This is a genomic window from Streptomyces sp. H51 (assembly GCF_035656535.1).
Classification (GTDB): Bacteria; Actinomycetota; Actinomycetes; order Streptomycetales; family Streptomycetaceae; genus Streptomyces.
The window spans coordinates 1-17,140 of record NZ_JAYMHD010000061.1; the positions used below are offsets into that span (position 1 = coordinate 1).

General features: G+C 72.5%; 13 protein-coding genes. 10 read left to right on the forward strand and 3 right to left on the reverse strand.

Translation table 11 applies throughout. The annotated features are described in order from the left end of the window. Positions 1 to 225 precede the first annotated feature (225 nt). A complete protein-coding gene (locus tag VKA29_RS20495; RefSeq protein ID WP_324787333.1) occupies positions 226 to 1,086 on the forward strand; it encodes a biotin--[acetyl-CoA-carboxylase] ligase in 861 nt (286 codons plus the stop codon). Positions 1,087 to 1,393: 307 nt separating this feature from the next. Beyond that, positions 1,394 to 2,521 (forward strand): adenylate/guanylate cyclase domain-containing protein, encoded by a 1,128-nt coding sequence (locus tag VKA29_RS20500; RefSeq protein WP_324787334.1) that lies wholly within the window; start codon positions 1,394 to 1,396, stop codon positions 2,519 to 2,521. A gap of 98 nt (positions 2,522 to 2,619) precedes the next feature. On the opposite strand, the gene VKA29_RS20505 is transcribed toward VKA29_RS20500, so the two are convergent. Then, positions 2,620 to 3,240, reverse strand: a complete 621-nt coding sequence (locus VKA29_RS20505) for a hypothetical protein (RefSeq protein WP_324787335.1) — start codon at positions 3,238 to 3,240, stop codon at positions 2,620 to 2,622. Positions 3,241 to 3,431: 191 nt separating this feature from the next. On the opposite strand from VKA29_RS20505, the gene VKA29_RS20510 reads away from it, so the two are divergent. The 3 genes from VKA29_RS20510 to hutH all read left to right on the forward strand — a co-directional run bounded on the left by VKA29_RS20510 (position 3,432) and on the right by hutH (position 7,785). Next, positions 3,432 to 4,241: an enoyl-CoA hydratase/isomerase family protein gene (locus VKA29_RS20510; protein ID WP_324787336.1), complete on the forward strand. Its 810-nt coding sequence runs from the start codon at positions 3,432 to 3,434 to the stop codon at positions 4,239 to 4,241. 748 nt (positions 4,242 to 4,989) lie between these two features. Continuing rightward, positions 4,990 to 6,138, forward strand: coding sequence for a GGDEF domain-containing protein (locus VKA29_RS20515; protein WP_324787337.1), 1,149 nt, complete (start codon positions 4,990 to 4,992; stop codon positions 6,136 to 6,138). Positions 6,139 to 6,246: 108 nt separating this feature from the next. Then, entirely contained in the window at positions 6,247 to 7,785 is a 1,539-nt protein-coding gene (hutH, locus tag VKA29_RS20520) for a histidine ammonia-lyase (protein WP_324787549.1), read from the forward strand. Between the two features lie 39 nt (positions 7,786 to 7,824). Here hutH and VKA29_RS20525 read toward each other — a convergent pair whose 3' ends face one another. Beyond that, positions 7,825 to 8,643 (reverse strand): hypothetical protein, encoded by an 819-nt coding sequence (locus VKA29_RS20525; protein WP_324787338.1) that lies wholly within the window; start codon positions 8,641 to 8,643, stop codon positions 7,825 to 7,827. A gap of 42 nt (positions 8,644 to 8,685) precedes the next feature. Continuing rightward, positions 8,686 to 8,991 carry an LAETG motif-containing sortase-dependent surface protein gene (locus tag VKA29_RS20530; protein ID WP_324787339.1) on the reverse strand — a complete coding sequence of 102 codons (306 nt, stop codon included), beginning with the start codon at positions 8,989 to 8,991 and terminating at the stop codon, positions 8,686 to 8,688. Positions 8,992 to 9,101: 110 nt separating this feature from the next. Here VKA29_RS20530 and VKA29_RS20535 point away from each other — a divergent pair, with 110 nt between their 5' ends. From VKA29_RS20535 to VKA29_RS20555, 5 genes are all read left to right on the forward strand, one after another. Then, positions 9,102 to 9,455, forward strand: a complete 354-nt coding sequence (locus VKA29_RS20535) for a hypothetical protein (RefSeq protein WP_324787340.1) — start codon at positions 9,102 to 9,104, stop codon at positions 9,453 to 9,455. 204 nt (positions 9,456 to 9,659) lie between these two features. Continuing rightward, the gene (locus tag VKA29_RS20540; protein ID WP_324787341.1) at positions 9,660 to 10,928 is read left to right on the forward strand and encodes a L,D-transpeptidase; all 1,269 of its coding nucleotides are present in this window, start codon (positions 9,660 to 9,662) and stop codon (positions 10,926 to 10,928) included. A gap of 131 nt (positions 10,929 to 11,059) precedes the next feature. Next, entirely contained in the window at positions 11,060 to 12,538 is a 1,479-nt protein-coding gene (locus VKA29_RS20545) for an ABC transporter permease (protein WP_324787342.1), read from the forward strand. 155 nt (positions 12,539 to 12,693) lie between these two features. Beyond that, entirely contained in the window at positions 12,694 to 13,377 is a 684-nt protein-coding gene (locus tag VKA29_RS20550; protein WP_324787343.1) for an ABC transporter ATP-binding protein, read from the forward strand. A 276-nt stretch (positions 13,378 to 13,653) separates the two neighbouring features. Continuing rightward, positions 13,654 to 16,965 (forward strand): S8 family serine peptidase, encoded by a 3,312-nt coding sequence (locus tag VKA29_RS20555; RefSeq protein WP_324787344.1) that lies wholly within the window; start codon positions 13,654 to 13,656, stop codon positions 16,963 to 16,965. Positions 16,966 to 17,140 lie beyond the last annotated feature (175 nt).

Genomic DNA, 17,140 nt, shown 5'->3' on the forward strand with positions numbered 1-17,140 from the left:
CCACGGCGCGTGCGGAGCCGGCGTGCGTCGCTTCGTCGATACGGCGCTGCAGATCCGCGAGCTTGCCCGCGGTCGTGTGGATGTCGATCTCTTGACGCTCTTCCGGCTCGGACATCGGGATGCGGCTCCCTGCCTGCTCAAAAGGGGGGACGGTTACTCATCCGTAGCGTAGTGGCGTGCCCCTCGATCGGCAGTGCGGCGTGCACCACACCTAGGGTGGTTCGCATGACGCCGCCCGATGCAGCAGACGACAGCCGCTGGTCCGACCTCGACCGCCCGCCCCTGAACGCCGCCGCGCTGCGGCGCGGGCTGGTGCACGAGGGCAGTCTGTGGCGCGAGATACGGGTGGTGCGGAGCACCGGTTCCACCAACTCCGACCTCGCCGCTCTCGCGCAGTCGGGGGAGGCGGCCGAGGGAACCGTCCTGGTCGCCGAGGAGCAGACGGCCGGCCGGGGGCGACTGGACCGCCGGTGGACGGCGCCGGCCCGCTCCGGCCTCTACTTCTCGGTGCTGCTCACGCCGGGCGACGTGCCGGCGGCCCGCTGGAGCTGGCTGCCGTTGCTCACCGGTGTCGCGGTGGCCACGGGACTGTCCCGGTCGGCGGGCGTGGACACGGCACTCAAGTGGCCCAACGACCTCCTGGTCACCGTCGGCGGCGAGGAACGCAAGGCCGGCGGGATCCTCGCGGAGCGGGCCGCCGGCGACGCGGTGGTCGTCGGCGTCGGCGTCAACGTCACCCTGCGCCAGGACGAGCTGCCGGTGCCGCAGGCGGGCTCGCTGGCGCTGGCCGGAGCGGTGAGCACGGACCGCGACCCGCTGCTGCGGGCGATGCTGCGCTCGCTGGAGGACTGGTACGGGCGCTGGCGTGCCGTGGGCGGCGACCCGGCGGCCTCCGGGCTGCAGGAGACGTACGCGGCGGGCTGCGCGACGCTCGGGCGGACGGTACGGGCCGAACTGCCCGGCGACCGGTCGGTCATCGGGGAGGCGGTGGCGGTCGACGGGGACGGCAGGCTGGTGCTGGCGACGGCGGACGGAGTGCAGGAGCCGGTGGGCGCGGGCGACATCGTGCACCTCAGACCTGCGTGACGGCGCGGGGCCCGGCCGGGTGAGCGGCCGGGCGGTGGCGCGGCCGGGTGAGCGGCCGGGCGGTGGCGCGGCCGGGTGAGCGGCCGGGTGAGCGGCCGGGCGGTGGCGCGGCCGATGCGCCGAGCGGCGCCGATCGGTATGCCGTCCACTGCGCCGGCGGATGCGCCGTGCGGGGCTGTGACCACGGCTCCGACCGCGGCCGTGGCCGTGGCTCCCGCTGTTCCGGCCGGGAGTGAGCTACCGCACACCTGCCGTACAGTTGAGGCCGGTCGATACCTGACCGTGACAGATCGGAAGGGCAGCAGGCGTGACCGTCGACGACACGGGCTCCGGCGCGGGCGCGCACGACCGGGTGGACCACGACGCCGCCGACTCCGGCGAGGATCCGCTCGCCCTGCGCCTCGAACAGCTCATCCTCGGCGCCGAACGGCGCTACACCCCGTTCCAGGCGGCCCGCAGCGCCGGCGTCTCCATGGAGCTCGCCTCCCGGTTCTGGCGGGCCATGGGCTTCGCGGACATCGGCCAGGCCAAGGCGCTGACCGAGGCCGACGTGCTGGCCCTGCGGCGGCTGGCCGGCCTGGTGGAGGCCGGGCTGCTCAGCGAGGCGATGGCCGTGCAGGTCGCCCGGTCCACCGGGCAGACCACCGCGCGTCTGGCCGAGTGGCAGATCGACTCCTTCCTGGAGGGCCTGACCGAGCCGCCCGAGCCGGGGATGACGCGCACCGAGGTGACGTACCCGATCGTCGAGCTGCTGCTGCCCGAGCTGGAGGAGTTCCTCGTCTACGTCTGGCGCCGCCAGCTCGCCGCGTCCGCCGGCCGGGTCGTGCAGGCCGCCGACGACGAGGAGATGGTCGACCGGCGCCTCGCGGTCGGCTTCGCCGACCTGGTCGGCTTCACCCGCCTCACCCGCCGGATGGAGGAGGAGGAGCTCGGCGAACTCGTCGAGGCCTTCGAGACGACCGCCGCCGATCTCGTCGCCGCGCACGGCGGACGGCTCATCAAGACGCTCGGCGACGAGGTGCTCTACGCGGCCGACGACGCCGGGGTCGCCGCGGAGATCGCGCTGCGCCTGATCGAGACGATGGCCAACGACGAGACGATGCCGGAGCTGCGCGTCGGCATCGCCTTCGGCACCGTGACCACTCGGATGGGCGACGTCTTCGGCACGACGGTGAACCTGGCGTCCCGCCTGACGTCGATAGCTCCCCGCGACGCCGTGCTCGTCGACAGCGCGTTCGCCGAGGAACTGATCCGGGTCGGTGACGCGCCCGCCTCGGAGGCGGCCGCCGCCGAGGCGGCGGCGACCGCGGAGAAGGAGGGCGAGGAGCCCCCGGTGTACCGCTTCGCCCTCCAGCCGATGTGGCAGCGCCCGGTGCGCGGCCTCGGCGTGGTCGAACCCTGGCTGCTGACCCGGCGGAGCGGCGCGTCCGAGTGACGGGCCGACGGCTCACCCGCCGACGGCTCACGGGCTGACCGGCTCCCGGGGCCACGGTCGGCGGGCGGCGGTCAACGGGCGGTGGGCGGCGGGCGAGGTCAGTCGCCGTGGCCGCCGGGCAGGTCCACGCACAGGCCGATCACCGGGACGCACACATCCGGCAGGCCGGGAGCGCTCGGCTCCGGCGCGGGCGGCGCGGGGGGTGCGGTGGTGCCGCTGGGTGCCGGGGTCGCCGGCGGGGCGGTGCTCGTCGTGGCCGGTGGGCGGGGCGTCGCCGTGGGGTGCGGGCCGCCGGTGGTTTCGGGGAGGGCCGTGGCGGCGGGGACGGACGCGGACGAGGTGGCCGCGGCCGGTACCGGGACGGCATCCGGATGTGCGGCCCGCCGGGTGCTCGTACCGCCCCGAGCGGCGGCCGACGGCTCGGCCGTCTTCGACGGTGCCGACGCGGTCGTGGCGGCGGGCGACGGCGCCGTGACGGTGCTCGGGGCCCGGGCCGCCTCGGGGGCGTCCGGTGTCAGGCGGGCGAGACTCAGCGCGCCGGCGGCCAGCGCCAGGCCCCCGGCGGCGATCAGCGCCCGGCGCCGGCGAGGCCTGCGGTGCCGGCCGCGGACCCGGAGACCGGGCTCGCGCAAGCCGGGGTGAGGGATGTCGGCGGCGTCCGTCGGATCGACCGCCTCCGCTATGTCCGCAGTGCCTGTCGCGTCTGTCCTGTCCGTCATGGCAGCCCCTCCGCATCGCGCCCCGCCCCCGGTGCGCCGTGGCGGAGGCACGGTATGCGCTGCCGTGGCCGCTGGGGTGCGAGTCGGGCGGTATGTCACTCGAACGGGTTGACGGGTGCGCCTTTCGCCGCCGGGCCGGGGCTGGGATGATCGAGGCGTATCTTGTTAACCCGCGTTAACCGGAGGGCGTCATGAGCGAGGAGCGGTTCGGGGAGTTCGTGCTGGTGCGGCGGCACGGCGACGGGGACGTCGGGCATGTCGCGGAGCTGGCTCTGGACCGGCCCAAGGCCATGAACGCCGTCTCCACCGAGATGGCCCGCTCGATCGCCGCGGCGTGCGCGGCGCTGGGCGCCGACCGTGACGTGCGGGTGGTCGTGGTGACCTCGACGCACGAGCGGGCGTTCTGCGTCGGGGCGGACCTGAAGGAGCGGAACTCCTTCACCGACGCGGAACTGGTCCGCCAGCGGCCCGTCGCCCGGGGTGCGTACACCGGTGTCCTGGAACTGCCGGTGCCGACCATCGCGGCGGTGCACGGGTTCGCCCTGGGCGGCGGCTTCGAGCTGGCGCTGTCGTGCGACCTGATCGTGGCCGACCGTACGGCCGTGGTGGGGCTGCCGGAGGTGTCCGTCGGCGTGATCCCGGGCGGCGGCGGTACGCAGTTGCTGCCGCGCCGGGTGGGCGCCGCGAGGGCCGCCGAGCTGATCTTCACCGCGCGGCGACTGGAGGCCGCCGAGGCCCACGAGCTGGGGCTCGTCGACGAACTGGTCGAGCCGGGGCGCGACCGTGAGGAGGCGCTCGCGCTGGCCTCCCGTATCGCGGCGAACTCGCCGGTCGGCCTGCGGGCCGCCAAGCGCGCACTGCGCCTCGGTCACGGCCTCGATCTGCGGGCCGGCCTGGAGGTCGAGGACGCGGCCTGGCGCTCGGTGGCCTTCTCCGGAGACCGGGCGGAAGGAGTGGCGGCCTTCAACGAGAAGCGGAAGCCTCAGTGGCCGGGCGAGTGAACACACGCAGCCCACGCGTCGAGAGCCGCCGGCCGCAGGCCGTCAGCCGCCGGACGGGATGACGGGGCCGTCGGGCGACCGGTGTCGAGCAGCCGGGTTGCCGGTCGCCGGGCAGCGGCCGCCCGGCTGCGGCGGTCGGCTGCAGGGCGTCTCCCGGCCCGCTGCCGCCGCTCCCCCTGCGGGTGCCCGGCGTGCGGGACGGGATACCGGACCGGTCCCGCGTAAGAGGCGCATCGCCGGGTGTGGCCATGGCGTCGGGCGGCCGGGCCCCAGTTTCGCGCGGTGGATCCCGGGTGTGGGTGCCCGGCTGCGGCTGCGACGGTCGGCTGTCAGGGTGTCGTTGCCGGGTGCTGTGTGGCCGGACGCGTGGTCGGGTGCGGTCGCCGGACGGGGTGACCAGGCCGTCCGCCGCCCGGGGACGAGCAGCCGGGTCGCCGGGCCGCCGGGTCGCCGGGCCGCCGGGTCGTCGGGCAGCGGGGGTCGGGTGCCCGGCTGCGGCCGCGGCCGCAGCTGTGACGGTCGGTTGCCGGGGCGTCTCCCGGCGTCGGGGCTTGTGCCGCCCGGTGTCGGGGCTTGTGCCGGTGTGACGGGCGGGGTGCCGGGCCGGTCCCGCGTCTGCGGGAGCGGCCCGGTGTCGCCGCGGGGGCGGGGCGCCGGGGGGTCGGGTTCGAGGGGCGGTTGCCGGGGTGGGGCGCGGCTGGGCGAATTGAATGTCCCCAATCGCCCTGGATGTCCCTAGCCTGGGGTGATGGGTGAGGACAAGCGGCTCGCGGCTGTCGTCGCGCTGGCGCAGGGCATGGCGGCGGCCCACGGCACGCGCGAGGCGTGGCGTGCCGCGGCGGCCGGCGCGTGCCGCGCGCTGGGCGGGAGCTTCGCCGCGCTGTCCGTGTGGGAGCGCGACCTCGGCAGGCTCAGGGTTCTCGTCAACGTCGGAGAGCGGGCCGCGGGCGAGCAGGAGTTCCCGGACGACGAGTCCTATCCGGTGCACCAGTTCCCCGAGATCACCGAGTTCCTGCACGAGCGCTGGGCCGGCGGCGGTGGTCCCAACGCCTGGGTGGAGACCGCCGAGGGCCCGGCCGCCGGGGGCCGCCCCGGCTACGTCCACCAGCGCGTCGCCGCCCTGCGGCGCCGGCGCCGCGGCTGCTGCGTGGTCGCGCCGATCGTGCTGAACGGGCGGGCCTGGGGCGAGCTGTACGTCGCCCGCCGGGCCGGCGATCCCGTCTTCGGGCCGGGCGACGCCGACTTCGCCACCGTGCTGGCCGCGGTCGTCGCCGCCGGTATCGCCCAGGCCGAGCGCCTGGAGGAGGTCAGGCGCCTCGCCTACACCGACGCGCTCACCGGTCTCGCCAACCGCCGCGCCGTCGACGCGCGGCTGGACGAGGCGATCGAGCGCCACCGCGCGGACGGCACCGTCGTCAGTCTGGTCGTGTGCGACCTGAACGGGCTCAAGCACGTCAACGACACCCGCGGCCACGCCGTCGGCGACCGCCTGCTGGAACGCTTCGGCTCGGTCCTCTCCCTGTGCGGTGCCATGCTCCCCGGCGCCCTGGCCGCCCGCCTCGGCGGCGACGAGTTTTGTCTGCTCGCGGTCGGCCCGTCCGCCGACGAGGTCGTCAAGGCGGCCCGCGAACTCTGCCGCCGGGCCGCCGAGCTGGAGCTGGGCGAGGGGGTCGCCTGCGGGGTCGCCTCGACCGACGACCCGATCGGGCCGGTCGGCTCGGCCCGCCGCCTGTTCCGGCTCGCCGACGCCGCCCAGTACCGGGCCAAGGCGGTACGCGCCGCGGAGCCGGTGGTCGCCGGCCGGGAGGGCCCCGACGACCCCGTCGTGCGGATGGCCGACGAGCCCTCGGGGGAGCGGACGGCCGAGCGCCGCCGGTTCCGCGGCCGCCGCGCGTGACGGACCTGCCCCGGGTTGCCGGATGCCGGACGCCGCACGGGTGAGGGGTGCACCGACCACCCACTGGTGACATTGCGGAATTCACTGCGTACGCTCCTGAATATGGATATGCACACTGTGGTGGTGGGGACTTCCGGGGTCACCGCGTCCGACGTTCTCGCCGTGGCGCGCGACGGCGCCCGGGTCGATCTCTCCGCGGAGGCCGTGGCGGCCCTCGCTGCCGCCCGCGGGATCGTGGACGCGCTGGCGGCCAAGCCCGACCCCGTCTACGGCGTCAGCACCGGCTTCGGCGCCCTGGCGACCCGGCACATCAGCCAGGACCTGCGCAGCCAGTTGCAGCGCAACATCGTCCGCTCGCACGCGGCCGGCATGGGTCCGCGGGTGGAGCGCGAGGTCGTGCGGGCCCTGATGTTCCTGCGGCTGAAGACCGTCTGCTCCGGGCACACCGGCGTCCGCCCCGAGGTCGCGCAGACCATGGCGGACGTCCTGAACGCCGGCATCACCCCGGTCGTGCACGAGTACGGCTCCCTCGGCTGCTCCGGCGACCTCGCGCCGCTGTCGCACTGCGCCCTCACGCTCATGGGGGAGGGGGAGGCCGAGGGGCCGGACGGCGCCGTGAGGCCGGCCGGGGAACTGCTCGCCGAGCACGGGATCGCCCCCGTCGAACTGCGCGAGAAGGAGGGCCTCGCCCTCCTCAACGGCACCGACGGCATGCTCGGCATGCTGGTCATGGCCCTGGCCGACCTGGACACCCTCTACAAGTCCGCCGACGTCACCGCCGCCCTGACCCTGGAGGCCCTGCTCGGCACCGACCGGGTGCTCGCCCCCGAGCTGCACGCCATCCGCCCGCACCCCGGGCAGGCCGCCTCCGCCGCCAACATGCTGGCGGTGCTCACGGGTTCCGGGCTCACCGGCCACCACCAGGACGACGCCCCGCGGGTGCAGGACGCCTACTCGGTGCGCTGCGCCCCGCAGGTCGCCGGCGCCGGGCGCGACACCCTCGCCCACGCCCGCCTGGTCGCCGAACGCGAACTGGCGTCGGCGGTCGACAACCCGGTGGTGCTTCCCGACGGACGGGTGGAGTCCAACGGCAACTTCCACGGCGCCCCGGTCGCCTACGTCCTCGACTTCCTCGCCATCGCCGCCGCCGACCTCGCCTCCATCGCCGAGCGCCGCACCGACCGCCTGCTCGACAAGAACCGCAGCCACGGCCTGCCGCCGTTCCTCGCGGACGACCCCGGCGTCGACTCCGGCCTGATGATCGCCCAGTACACGCAGGCCGCGCTGGTGAGCGAGCTGAAGCGGCTCGCCGTACCGGCGTCGGCGGACTCGATCCCGTCGTCCGCCATGCAGGAGGACCACGTCTCGATGGGCTGGTCGGCGGCGCGCAAGCTGCGCACCGCCGTCGACAACCTCACCCGGGTGCTCGCGATCGAGCTGTACGCCGCCACCCGTGCCGTCGAACTGCGCGAGGGCCTGACACCCGCGCCCGCCTCGCGCGCCGTGATCGAGGCCGTGCGGGCCGCCGGTGTGCAGGGGCCGGGCCCGGACCGGTTCCTGGCGCCCGACCTGGCCGCCGCGGACGCGTTCGTGCGGGACGGACGGCTGGTGGCCGCGGTGGAGAAGGTCACCGGGCCACTGCGGTGAACGGGCCGGGGCCCCGCCGCGCGGCGGGGCCCCGGAGGCTCACCCGAGCTTGGCCGCCTGGGCCCGGACGACGTCGGCGGGGATGCCGTACGTGTTCTTCTCGCCGGCCAGCGCGGCCAGGCTGAGCGCGTAGTACGTGGCGACCGTGGAGCCGTGCCGCACGACCTCGGCGTGCACGGTCGTCGTGCCGCCCTCGACCTTGCTGGTCACCGCGAACGCCACCGACCGGTCACCGGTCCCGGAGGACTTCTCCTCGGCGACCTTGGTGAACGTCTGGGTGTCCTGGCCCTTGGCCGAGACCGTGAACCCGCCCGCGCAGCCGCCGACCGCGTCCGTGACCGACTTCATCGTCTCCTCGGCGCCCGCGCCGTCGTAGGAGGAGAGCGAGACGATGGTCATCGTGGAGTCCAGCACGTCCTGGAGGCCGTCCATCGCGTTCTCGAGGTCCTCGTCCGAGGTGCCCGAGGCGGTGGGCTTCGTGCTCTTCTCGGTCACCATGCGGTTGACGTAGGCGCTCTCGTCGCCCGGCGCGAAACCGGTCAGCACGTAGGCGACGGGCGCGCACTTCGCGTCCGTCACCGTCACCTGGTCCTTCGAGGCGGCGAAGCGGTCGCCGGTGTCGGCGGGCCGGACGTCGTACCCGTCCAGGTCCGCCTTCGTGACGACGAGTCTCTCCAGCTCGCCCGCGCCGAGCGCCTTCGCGCCGGCCGAGCCGGCCGCGGTGGACGAGGAGTCCTCGCCGGCCGGTCCCTTGGCGTCCTTGGCGCCGGAGTCCCCGCCGCATCCCGTGGTGAGGGCGAGCGACAGCACGCTCACGGCAACCGCGGCGCCCATGCGCGCGCCCGATGATCTCTTCATGAGCGGACTATGAAGTCCTCGTCAAGGGGACGTCAAACGAGTTCAAAAACCCAGACGTTCCCGGCGTACCGAGTAGGCGACGAACCCCGCGCCGAGGGTGAGGAGGAGCGAGCCGCCGACGACGTACGGGGTCGTGTCGAAGCTGCCGGTGTCGGCGAGCCGGGAGTCCGCCGCGGACGCCGTCGTGTCCGCCCCCGAAGCTGCCCTGGCCTGCGTCGTCGTGGCCGCCGAGGGCTGCTGTCCGGCAGGGGTGTCCTGAGTCGCGTTGGCGGACGGGACGAACCACAGGGCGCACAGCAGCGTCCCCGCGGCGGTGGCGGTCAGCAATGGACGGCGAGCGGATGACACGGAATATCGATCCCCTTGTGGCGCTGGCGAATTGGCCGTGTGGGTCGATGGTAGTGAAAGTGGAGGGTCACAGGAAAGTCACGGGAGGAATGAGTCGTACGCTCCTGGGCATGAGCACTGAAGACACGTCACGTTTTGTCCGCCTTCGCGTCGAACTCGTCCTCGAAATCGAGGACTCGGACGCCCTGACCCGGGCCGCCCTGGAGCGGATCGTGGACGATCCCGATATGCCGGCCGGTGAGCGGGTACAAGCCGAGAGTGCTGTGACGGAAGACACCGCGGAAGCCCTGGCCTACCTCGTGGATCCGTTCGACCTGGTCAGTGAGGTGCCCGGGGCCGAGCTCGCGCAGGCTTCCTGGTCGGCCGAGGGGATCGACTACGACCCCGATTCGCCGGACGGGTACCTGGACGAGGATGATGTCGAGGAGGACGACGAGAGCGAACGGGCGGGCGGCGGCGCCTGACCTCCGTCCGGGGGAATCGTGAGCCCCGGCCGGCAACCGTCTCCCGGGGCTCTTCGTCCCGCCTGGCGCACGGACCGCCATCCGCACCACCGTCGCGGCGGACGTGGCGTGCCCCACAGATGCGGTAGATGTGGAACGGGGCGCACCGGTCGGAGCGTTGGAGTTCGTTAACGGGGACTCTTGGGGTTTGGGGATACGGCAACGATGGAGAAGCGTGTGATGACGAACAGTAAGCGGCGCAGGGGCTTCGTGGTCGCGTCCGCACTGCTCGGTGGCGTACTGGTGCTCTCGGCGTGTTCCGGTGGCGGCGACAGCGCCTCCGGAAGCAGCGGGGGCGGCGACACCTCCCAGGCCAAGGCCGACGAGGCGGCCGCCGAGAAGGCGTCCGAGGCCGTCATCAAGATCACGCCAAAGGACGGCTCCGACAACGCCTCGATCAACAACTCCGCGGCCGTCACCGTCAGCAAGGGCACGCTGACCAGCGTGACGATGACGTCCGCCGACGGCAAAGCCGTCTCCGGGCAGTTGTCGGCCGACAGGACGAGCTGGAAGCCGAGCGTCCAGCTGGAGCGCTCGACCAGCTACAAGGTCGCCGCGGCCGCGAAGGACTCCGAGGGCCGCGTGGCCCACGAGAACGCCTCGTTCACCACGGTCTCCCCGTCCAACAGCTTCATAGCGAACTTCACGCCGGAGGACGGCTCCACCGTCGGCGTCGGCATGCCGGTGTCGATCAACTTCGACAAGGCGATCAGCGACAAGGCCGCCGTCCAGAAGGGCATCACGGTCACCTCCAGCAGCGGCCAGGAGGTCGTCTGCCACTGGTTCAACGCCAACCGCATGGACTGCCGGCCCGAGGACTACTGGCAGGGGAACTCCACCGTCACGCTGAAGCTGGCGCTCGACGGAGTCGAGGGCGCCGACGGCGTCTACGGCGTCCAGCAGAAGACGGTCACCTTCCGCATCGGCCGCAACCAGGTCTCCTACGTCGACGCGAAGACCAAGCAGATGAAGGTCACGCAGGACGGCAAGGTCGTCAAGACCATCCCGATCTCCGCCGGTTCGCCCGAGAACACGACGTACGAGGGCATCATGGTGATGTCGGAGAAGTTCAAAGAGACCCGGATGAACGGCACGACGGTCGGCTTCACCGACAACGACGGCAAGGCCGAGTACGACATCAAGGACGTGCCGCACGCCATCCGGCTGACCAACTCCGGCACCTTCGTGCACGGCAACTACTGGGGCGCGAAGTCCATCTTCGGCAGCGTGAACACCAGCCACGGCTGCGTGGGCCTGTCCGACACCAAGGGCGCCAACGACCCGAACACGCCGGCCGCGTGGTTCTACAACAACTCGATCCTCGGTGACGTCGTGGTCGTGTCGAACACCGGCGACAAGACGGTGGCCCCCGACAACGGCCTCAACGGCTGGAACATGAACTGGGCCGAGTGGAAGGCCGGATCGGCCGTCTGACGGCTGCTCCACGACCGACCGGTGCCGCCCCCAGGGGCGGCACCGGTGTTGCCGGGCCCCGGTCCGGCCTTCTCATGCAGCTCTTATGGCCGCCTTATCGAGTCATCACGGCGCGTACCTACCTTGCGGCCATGTTCTTCACCTACCTGAGGCGCGAACTGCGGCGCCGTAGAAAGGCGGCGCTCGTCGTCGCCTCCGGCCTCGCGCTGGGCATCGCCCTCGTCATCGTGGTCAACTCCGTGGCCTCCGGCATGGGCAAGGCCCAGGACAGGGTCCTCCAGTCGCTGTACGGCCTCGGTACCGACATGACGGTCACCAAGGCGGCCGCGCCCCCGACGAGCGGCTCGGGCCGCCCCCGCTTCGACTTCGACGCGCAGGACGCCGGCTCCGACGAGGAGCAGAGCAGCGACCGCGTCATGGTGCAGGGCTTCCAGACGCTGTCGGCGTCGACGGTGACGAAGGTCGCCGGCCAGCGCGGCGTCTCGGACGCCGTCGGCGGTCTCAGCCTCCAGGTCATCAAGGTCAGCGGCCGGTTCACGCGGGGTCAGTTCCAGCAGAACGACGACGGTGGCCGGCAGAACGGCGAGGGCGGCACGCAGGGCGGCCCCGGCGGCGGCACCGGCCGGCCGCAGGGCGAAGTGCGCGGCGGCGGTGCGAACTTCGACGTCAACAGCTACTCCGTCTACGGCACCGACGTCACCGAGCCGGCCCTCGGCCCGCTGACCTCGTCGAAGATCACCAGCGGGCGCACGTTCAAGACCTCGGAGACCGACGCCGAGGTCGCCGTCGTGGACTCCGCGTACGCCAAGGAGAAGAAGTACGAGGTCGGTTCGACCGTCACCGTCAAGGGCACCGAGTTCAGGATCATCGGTGTCGCCACCGCCGACAGCGGCGACCCGGCCGCCGACCTCTACATCCCGCTGAAGCAGGCCCAGACGCTCAGCGACTCGAAGAACAAGGTCACCACGATCTACGTCAAGGCGACCGACTCGCAGAAGATCGGCTCCGTCAAGTCGGCGATCCGGAAGAACCTTTCGGGTACGACGGTCACCACCTCCGCCGACCTCGCCGACACCGTCTCCGGCTCCCTGTCCACGGCCTCCTCCCTCGCCACCAGCGTCGGCACGTGGCTGTCGATCGCCGTGCTGGTGGCCGCCTTCCTGGTCGCGGGCCTGCTCACCTCCTCCGCGGTCTCGCGCCGGGTGCGCGAGTTCGGCACGCTCAAGGCGCTCGGGTGGAAGTCGGGCCGGGTGACCGGGCAGGTCGTCGGCGAGGCGATCGTCAACGGACTGGTCGGCGGCGCCCTCGGTATCGCGCTCGGCCTGGCGGGCGCGTACGCCGTCACCGCGATCAGCCCGACGCTGCGGGCCCGACTGGGGTCCGGTGGGGGCGGCGGAGGGATGGGCGGCCCCGGGGGCGGCGGCTTCGGCGGCGGCCCCGGCCGCCCGCCCGCGAAGACCCTGGAGGTCGCGCTCACCGCGCCGGTGAGCGCCACGACGATCGCCCTCGCGGTCGCCCTCGCGGTGGCCGGCGGCCTGATAGCGGGCGCGTTCGGCGGCTGGCGGGCCTCGCGGCTGCGACCGGCGGACGCACTGCGGCGCGTGGAGTAGCGCACCCCGCGGCGCCCCTTCCGCACGCCCCGCTTCCGCGCCCCTTCCGCACGCCCCCGCTTTGCCCCTTCCACAAGCCCCTCCGCACGCCCCGGGGCCCGCCCGGCCGGCGCGAGCCCCGATCCCCATACGTCAACGTCAGGCAGGAGCCGACCATGTACGAACTCAGAGGCGTCACCAAGCGCTACACCCGCGGCAAGGAGACCGTCGACGCCCTCGACGGCATCGACCTCACCATCGGCGACGGCGACCGGCTCGTCATCCAGGGCCCCACCGGCGGCGGCAAGTCCACCCTGCTGCAGATGCTCGGCGGACTGGACCGGCCCACCGCCGGCGAGGTCGTCCTCGACGGCGTCGACCTGGCGAGACTGTCCGAGGCCAGGCTCACCGAGGTGCGCAGCGAGAACATCGGCTTCGTCTTCCAGTCCTTCAACCTCATCCCGACGCTCACCGCCCAGGAGAACGTCGAGACCGCCCTCGTACCCCTCGGCGTGAAGGTCGGGGAGCGGCGCGAACGGGCCGCCGAGGCACTGGAGTCGGTCGGTCTCGGCGAGCGGCTCGGGCACCTGCCGTCCGAGATGTCCGGCGGTCAGCAGCAGCGCGTCGCCATCGCCCGCGCCCTGGTCAAGCAGCCGAAGGTGCTGCTCGCCGACGAACCCACCGGCAACCTCGACGAGTCGACGCGCGACGAGATCATGGAGGTGCTGGAGCGGATGTGGAAGGAGCTCGGGCTGACCTTCGTCATGGTCACCCACGACTCCTCGATCGCCCGGCGTGCCCCGCGCCTGGCGACGATCCGCAAGGGACGCATCACCGTCAAGGAGAACGCGGGCGCGTAGGGCCTGTCGCGAAGTTCCGCCACCGCTCGCGGGCGCCGCCTGTCAAGCGGCCCGCGGAGGCCCAATTCGACGAAGCTGTAACAGTGTTCGTGCGGCGGCGTAACAGTTGCCGCATACATCTGACGCCCCTCTCTCCGCCCTTGAGACGCCTGATCATCCCCCGGCATACTGCGTGTTCCCGGGGGGCGTACGCGCGCGTGTACGAGACCACCCCCGGCCGGGTGACGGGGGACGATGCCCGGTACTTCATCTCCAGGGGGAGACTTGCGTCAACAAGTGAAGAGAGCATGCGCGGCCACGATCGCCACCGCGGCCGCCGTGGCCCTGGCGGCGGGAATGACCAGCCCGGCGTCGGCCAAGCCCGAGCGGGCGAGCAGCGCCTCGAAGGCGGCCCTCACCGCCAAGCACCACATCACCCTGATCACCGGTGACCGCGTCGCCGTGGACGCCAAGGGCCGTGTCGTCGGCCTGGAGCCGGCCAAGGGCCGCGAGCACATACCCGTCCAGATCCGCAGGGCCGAGGGCCACACGCTGGTCGTGCCGGCCGATGTCGCCCGCATGATCGCCACCGGCAAGGTGGACCAGCGCCTCTTCGACGTCACCGAGCTGAACAAGGCCGCCACCCGCACGTCGCAGAAGCGCGGTCTGAAGGTCATCGTCGGCTACCGGGGCGCCGCGACGGCCGCCCGGGCCGACGTACGGGACGCGGGCAGGCTCCGCGAGAGCCTGAAGACCCTGAACGCGGACGCGGTGCAGACGCCGAAGCAGGACGCGCCCGAGCTGTGGGACGCCGTCACCGACGGCGACCGCACCGCCTCCGGCATCGCCCACGTCTGGCTCGACGGCGTCCGCAAGGCCAGCCTCGACACGTCCGTGCCGCAGATCGGCGCCCCCACGGCGTGGGCGGCCGGCTACGACGGCAAGGGCGTGAAGATCGCCGTTCTGGACACCGGCGTCGACGCCACGCACCCGGACCTCAAGGACCAGGTGATCGCGGCCAAGAACTTCTCCACCTCGCCCGACGCCACCGACAAGTACGGCCACGGCACGCACGTCGCCTCCATCGCGGCCGGCACGGGCGCCAAGTCCGGCGGCAAGTACAAGGGCGTCGCCCCGGGCGCCAAGCTGCTCAACGGCAAGGTCCTCAGCGACGACGGCTACGGCGACGACTCGCAGATCCTCGCGGGCATGGAGTGGGCCGCCGAACAGGGCGCCGACGTGGTCAACCTCAGCCTGGGCGGCGGCGACACCCCGGAGATCGACCCGCTCGAGGCCGAGGTCAACAAGCTGTCGGAGCAGAAGGGCATCCTGTTCGCGATCGCCGCCGGCAACGACGGCGACTTCGGCGACCAGACCGTCGGCTCCCCGGGCAGCGCCGCCGACGCCCTGACCGTCGGCGCCGTCGACGACAAGGACAAGCTGGCCTCCTTCTCCAGCCGCGGCCCCGGACTCGACGGGCAGATCAAGCCCGACGTGACCGCCCCCGGTGTGGACATCACCGCCGCGGCGGCCCCCGGCAGCGTCATCGACCAGGAGGTCGGCGAGAAGCCGGCCGGCTACCTGACGATCTCGGGCACGTCGATGGCGACCCCGCACGTGGCGGGCGCGGCGGCGATCCTCAAGCAGCAGCACCCGGACTGGTCGTTCGCCGAGCTCAAGGGCGCGCTGACCGGCTCCGCCAAGGACGGCGGGTACACGCCGTTCCAGCAGGGCTCGGGCCGCATCCAGGTCGACAAGGCCATCAAGCAGACGGTGATCGCCGACCCGGTGTCGGAGAGCTTCGGCGTCCAGCAGTGGCCGCACACCGACGACAAGCCGGTCACCAAGCAGCTGACGTACCGCAACCTCGGCACCAAGGACGTCACCCTGAAGCTGACGTCCACCGCCACCGACCCCAAGGGCCAGGCGGCTCCGGCCGGCTTCTTCAAGCTCGGCGCCAGCACGGTCACCGTCCCCGCGGGCGGCAAGACCACCGTCGACCTCACCGTCGACACCAGGCTGGGCGGCACGGTCGACGGCATGTACTCCGCGTACGTGACCGCCACCGGCGGCGGGCAGACCGTGCGCACCGCGGCCGCGGTCCAGCGCGAGGTCCAGTCGTACGACGTCACGCTGAAGTTCATCGACCGTGACGGCAACCCGGCCAAGAACTACCTCGCGACCCTGGTCGGCGTCTCCGGCCTCGGCGACGGCAGGTTCTACTCGCCCTACGACGCCTCCGGCACCGTCACCACGCGCGTGCCCAAGGGCAACTACGTCCTCGACACCGGCGTCTTGGTGGACCCCGAGGACGTCACCAAGGGCCTTGACGCGCTGGCCCAGCCGAAGCTGAACGTCACCAAGAACACGACGATCACGCTGGACGCGCGGACCGCGAAGCCGGTCGACATCACCGTTCCGGACGCCGCCGCCAAGTCGGAGTTCGCGTCGCCCGGTTACGCGGTCCAGTCCGGCGGCTTCGGCATCTCCTTCGGCTGGTGGCTGGACTCCTACGACAACTTCCGCACCAAGGGCCTCGGCCCGGAGGTCACCGACGGTTCGCTGACCCAGCAGTGGGACGGCCACTGGACCAAGGGTGACGACGAGGAGTACGACACCACGGTCGGCGCGGTGGTCAAGCAGCTCGCCACCGGCTACACCAAGCACTACAAGGCGAGCGAACTCGCCACGGTCAAGGTCGGCATGGGCGCAGCGGCGAGCGGCAAGAAGGGCGCGGTCACCGCGGTGGGCTGGCTGCCCAACAGCAGCGGCGCCTCCTCGATCGGCATGCCGCAGACCCTGCCCGGCACCCGCAAGCTGCACCTGTCCACCTCGGGCGGCGTGCAGTGGAACCTGGAGTTCACGCAGTACGGCGGCACCGACTCCGAGGGCTTCCCGATCTCCGAGGCCGGCTACGTCATCGGCGCCCCGCAGACCTTCAAGGCGGGCCAGACCTACTCGAAGACCTTCAACACGGCCGTGTTCGGACCGCACCTGAACTACGACTACGGTCTGTACCGCGACGGCAACAGCATCTCCGGTCTCGTGCCGCTGTTCGCCGACGGCAAGGCGCACGCGGGCTCCTCGCTCTTCACCTCGGTCACCACCACGCTCTACCGCAACGGCACCAAGGTCGGCTCCAACAACGACCCGCTGTTCGGCGAAGGCGAGTTCAAGGTGCCCTCCGCTGAGGCGGAGTACAAGCTGACGACGTCGGTCAAGCGCACCGTCAAGGTCGCGGCGGCCTCCACCCGCATCGACGCGAGCTGGACGTTCCGCTCCAAGAAGACCTCCGACTTCACCAAGCTGCCCGCCTCCACGGTCCGTTTCAACGCGGCCACGGGACTGGACAGCAAGGTCGAGGCCGGCAAGACGGTGAGCATCCCGGTCGTCGTCGAGGGCTCCGCCAAGGGCAGCAACCTCAAGTCGCTGGGCGTGTGGGTGTCGTACGACTACGGTCAGACCTGGAAGAAGGTCAGCGTGGTCCACGGCAAGATCACCGTGAAGAACCCGGCGAAGGGGAAGGCCATCTCCTTCCACGCCAAGATCACCGACAAGAAGAACAACAAGTCGACGCTCTCGATCTACAACGCCTACTACGGCAAGTAGTCCGAGGGTCCTGACAAGGAACCCAGCGGCCTGAAAGGCCGACGAGGCCCGCCGGAAGAGTCTTCCGGCGGGCCTTCGCCGACTCCGTGCCTCGCGTGGCGGCGGAGAGCGCGAGCTGCCGCTTTCCCCCGGCCCGTTCGCCGCCGAACCCGGACAGCGCCGCGACGGCGAGTGC

Bases quoted from the DNA above. Each gene is read 5' to 3' on its own strand.
- hutH (WP_324787549.1), top strand. From the start codon at position 6,247: ATGCACACTGTGGTGGTGGGGACTTCCGGGGTCACCGCGTCCGACGTT.
- VKA29_RS20495 (WP_324787333.1), top strand. From the start codon at position 226: ATGACGCCGCCCGATGCAGCAGACGACAGCCGCTGGTCCGACCTCGAC.
- VKA29_RS20540 (WP_324787341.1), top strand. From the start codon at position 9,660: ATGGAGAAGCGTGTGATGACGAACAGTAAGCGGCGCAGGGGCTTCGTG.
- VKA29_RS20535 (WP_324787340.1), top strand. From the start codon at position 9,102: ATGAGCACTGAAGACACGTCACGTTTTGTCCGCCTTCGCGTCGAACTC.
- VKA29_RS20545 (WP_324787342.1), top strand. From the start codon at position 11,060: ATGTTCTTCACCTACCTGAGGCGCGAACTGCGGCGCCGTAGAAAGGCG.
- VKA29_RS20550 (WP_324787343.1), top strand. From the start codon at position 12,694: ATGTACGAACTCAGAGGCGTCACCAAGCGCTACACCCGCGGCAAGGAG.
- VKA29_RS20515 (WP_324787337.1), top strand. From the start codon at position 4,990: ATGGGTGAGGACAAGCGGCTCGCGGCTGTCGTCGCGCTGGCGCAGGGC.
- VKA29_RS20505 (WP_324787335.1), bottom strand. From the start codon at position 3,240: ATGACGGACAGGACAGACGCGACAGGCACTGCGGACATAGCGGAGGCG.
- VKA29_RS20510 (WP_324787336.1), top strand. From the start codon at position 3,432: ATGAGCGAGGAGCGGTTCGGGGAGTTCGTGCTGGTGCGGCGGCACGGC.
- VKA29_RS20525 (WP_324787338.1), bottom strand. From the start codon at position 8,643: ATGAAGAGATCATCGGGCGCGCGCATGGGCGCCGCGGTTGCCGTGAGC.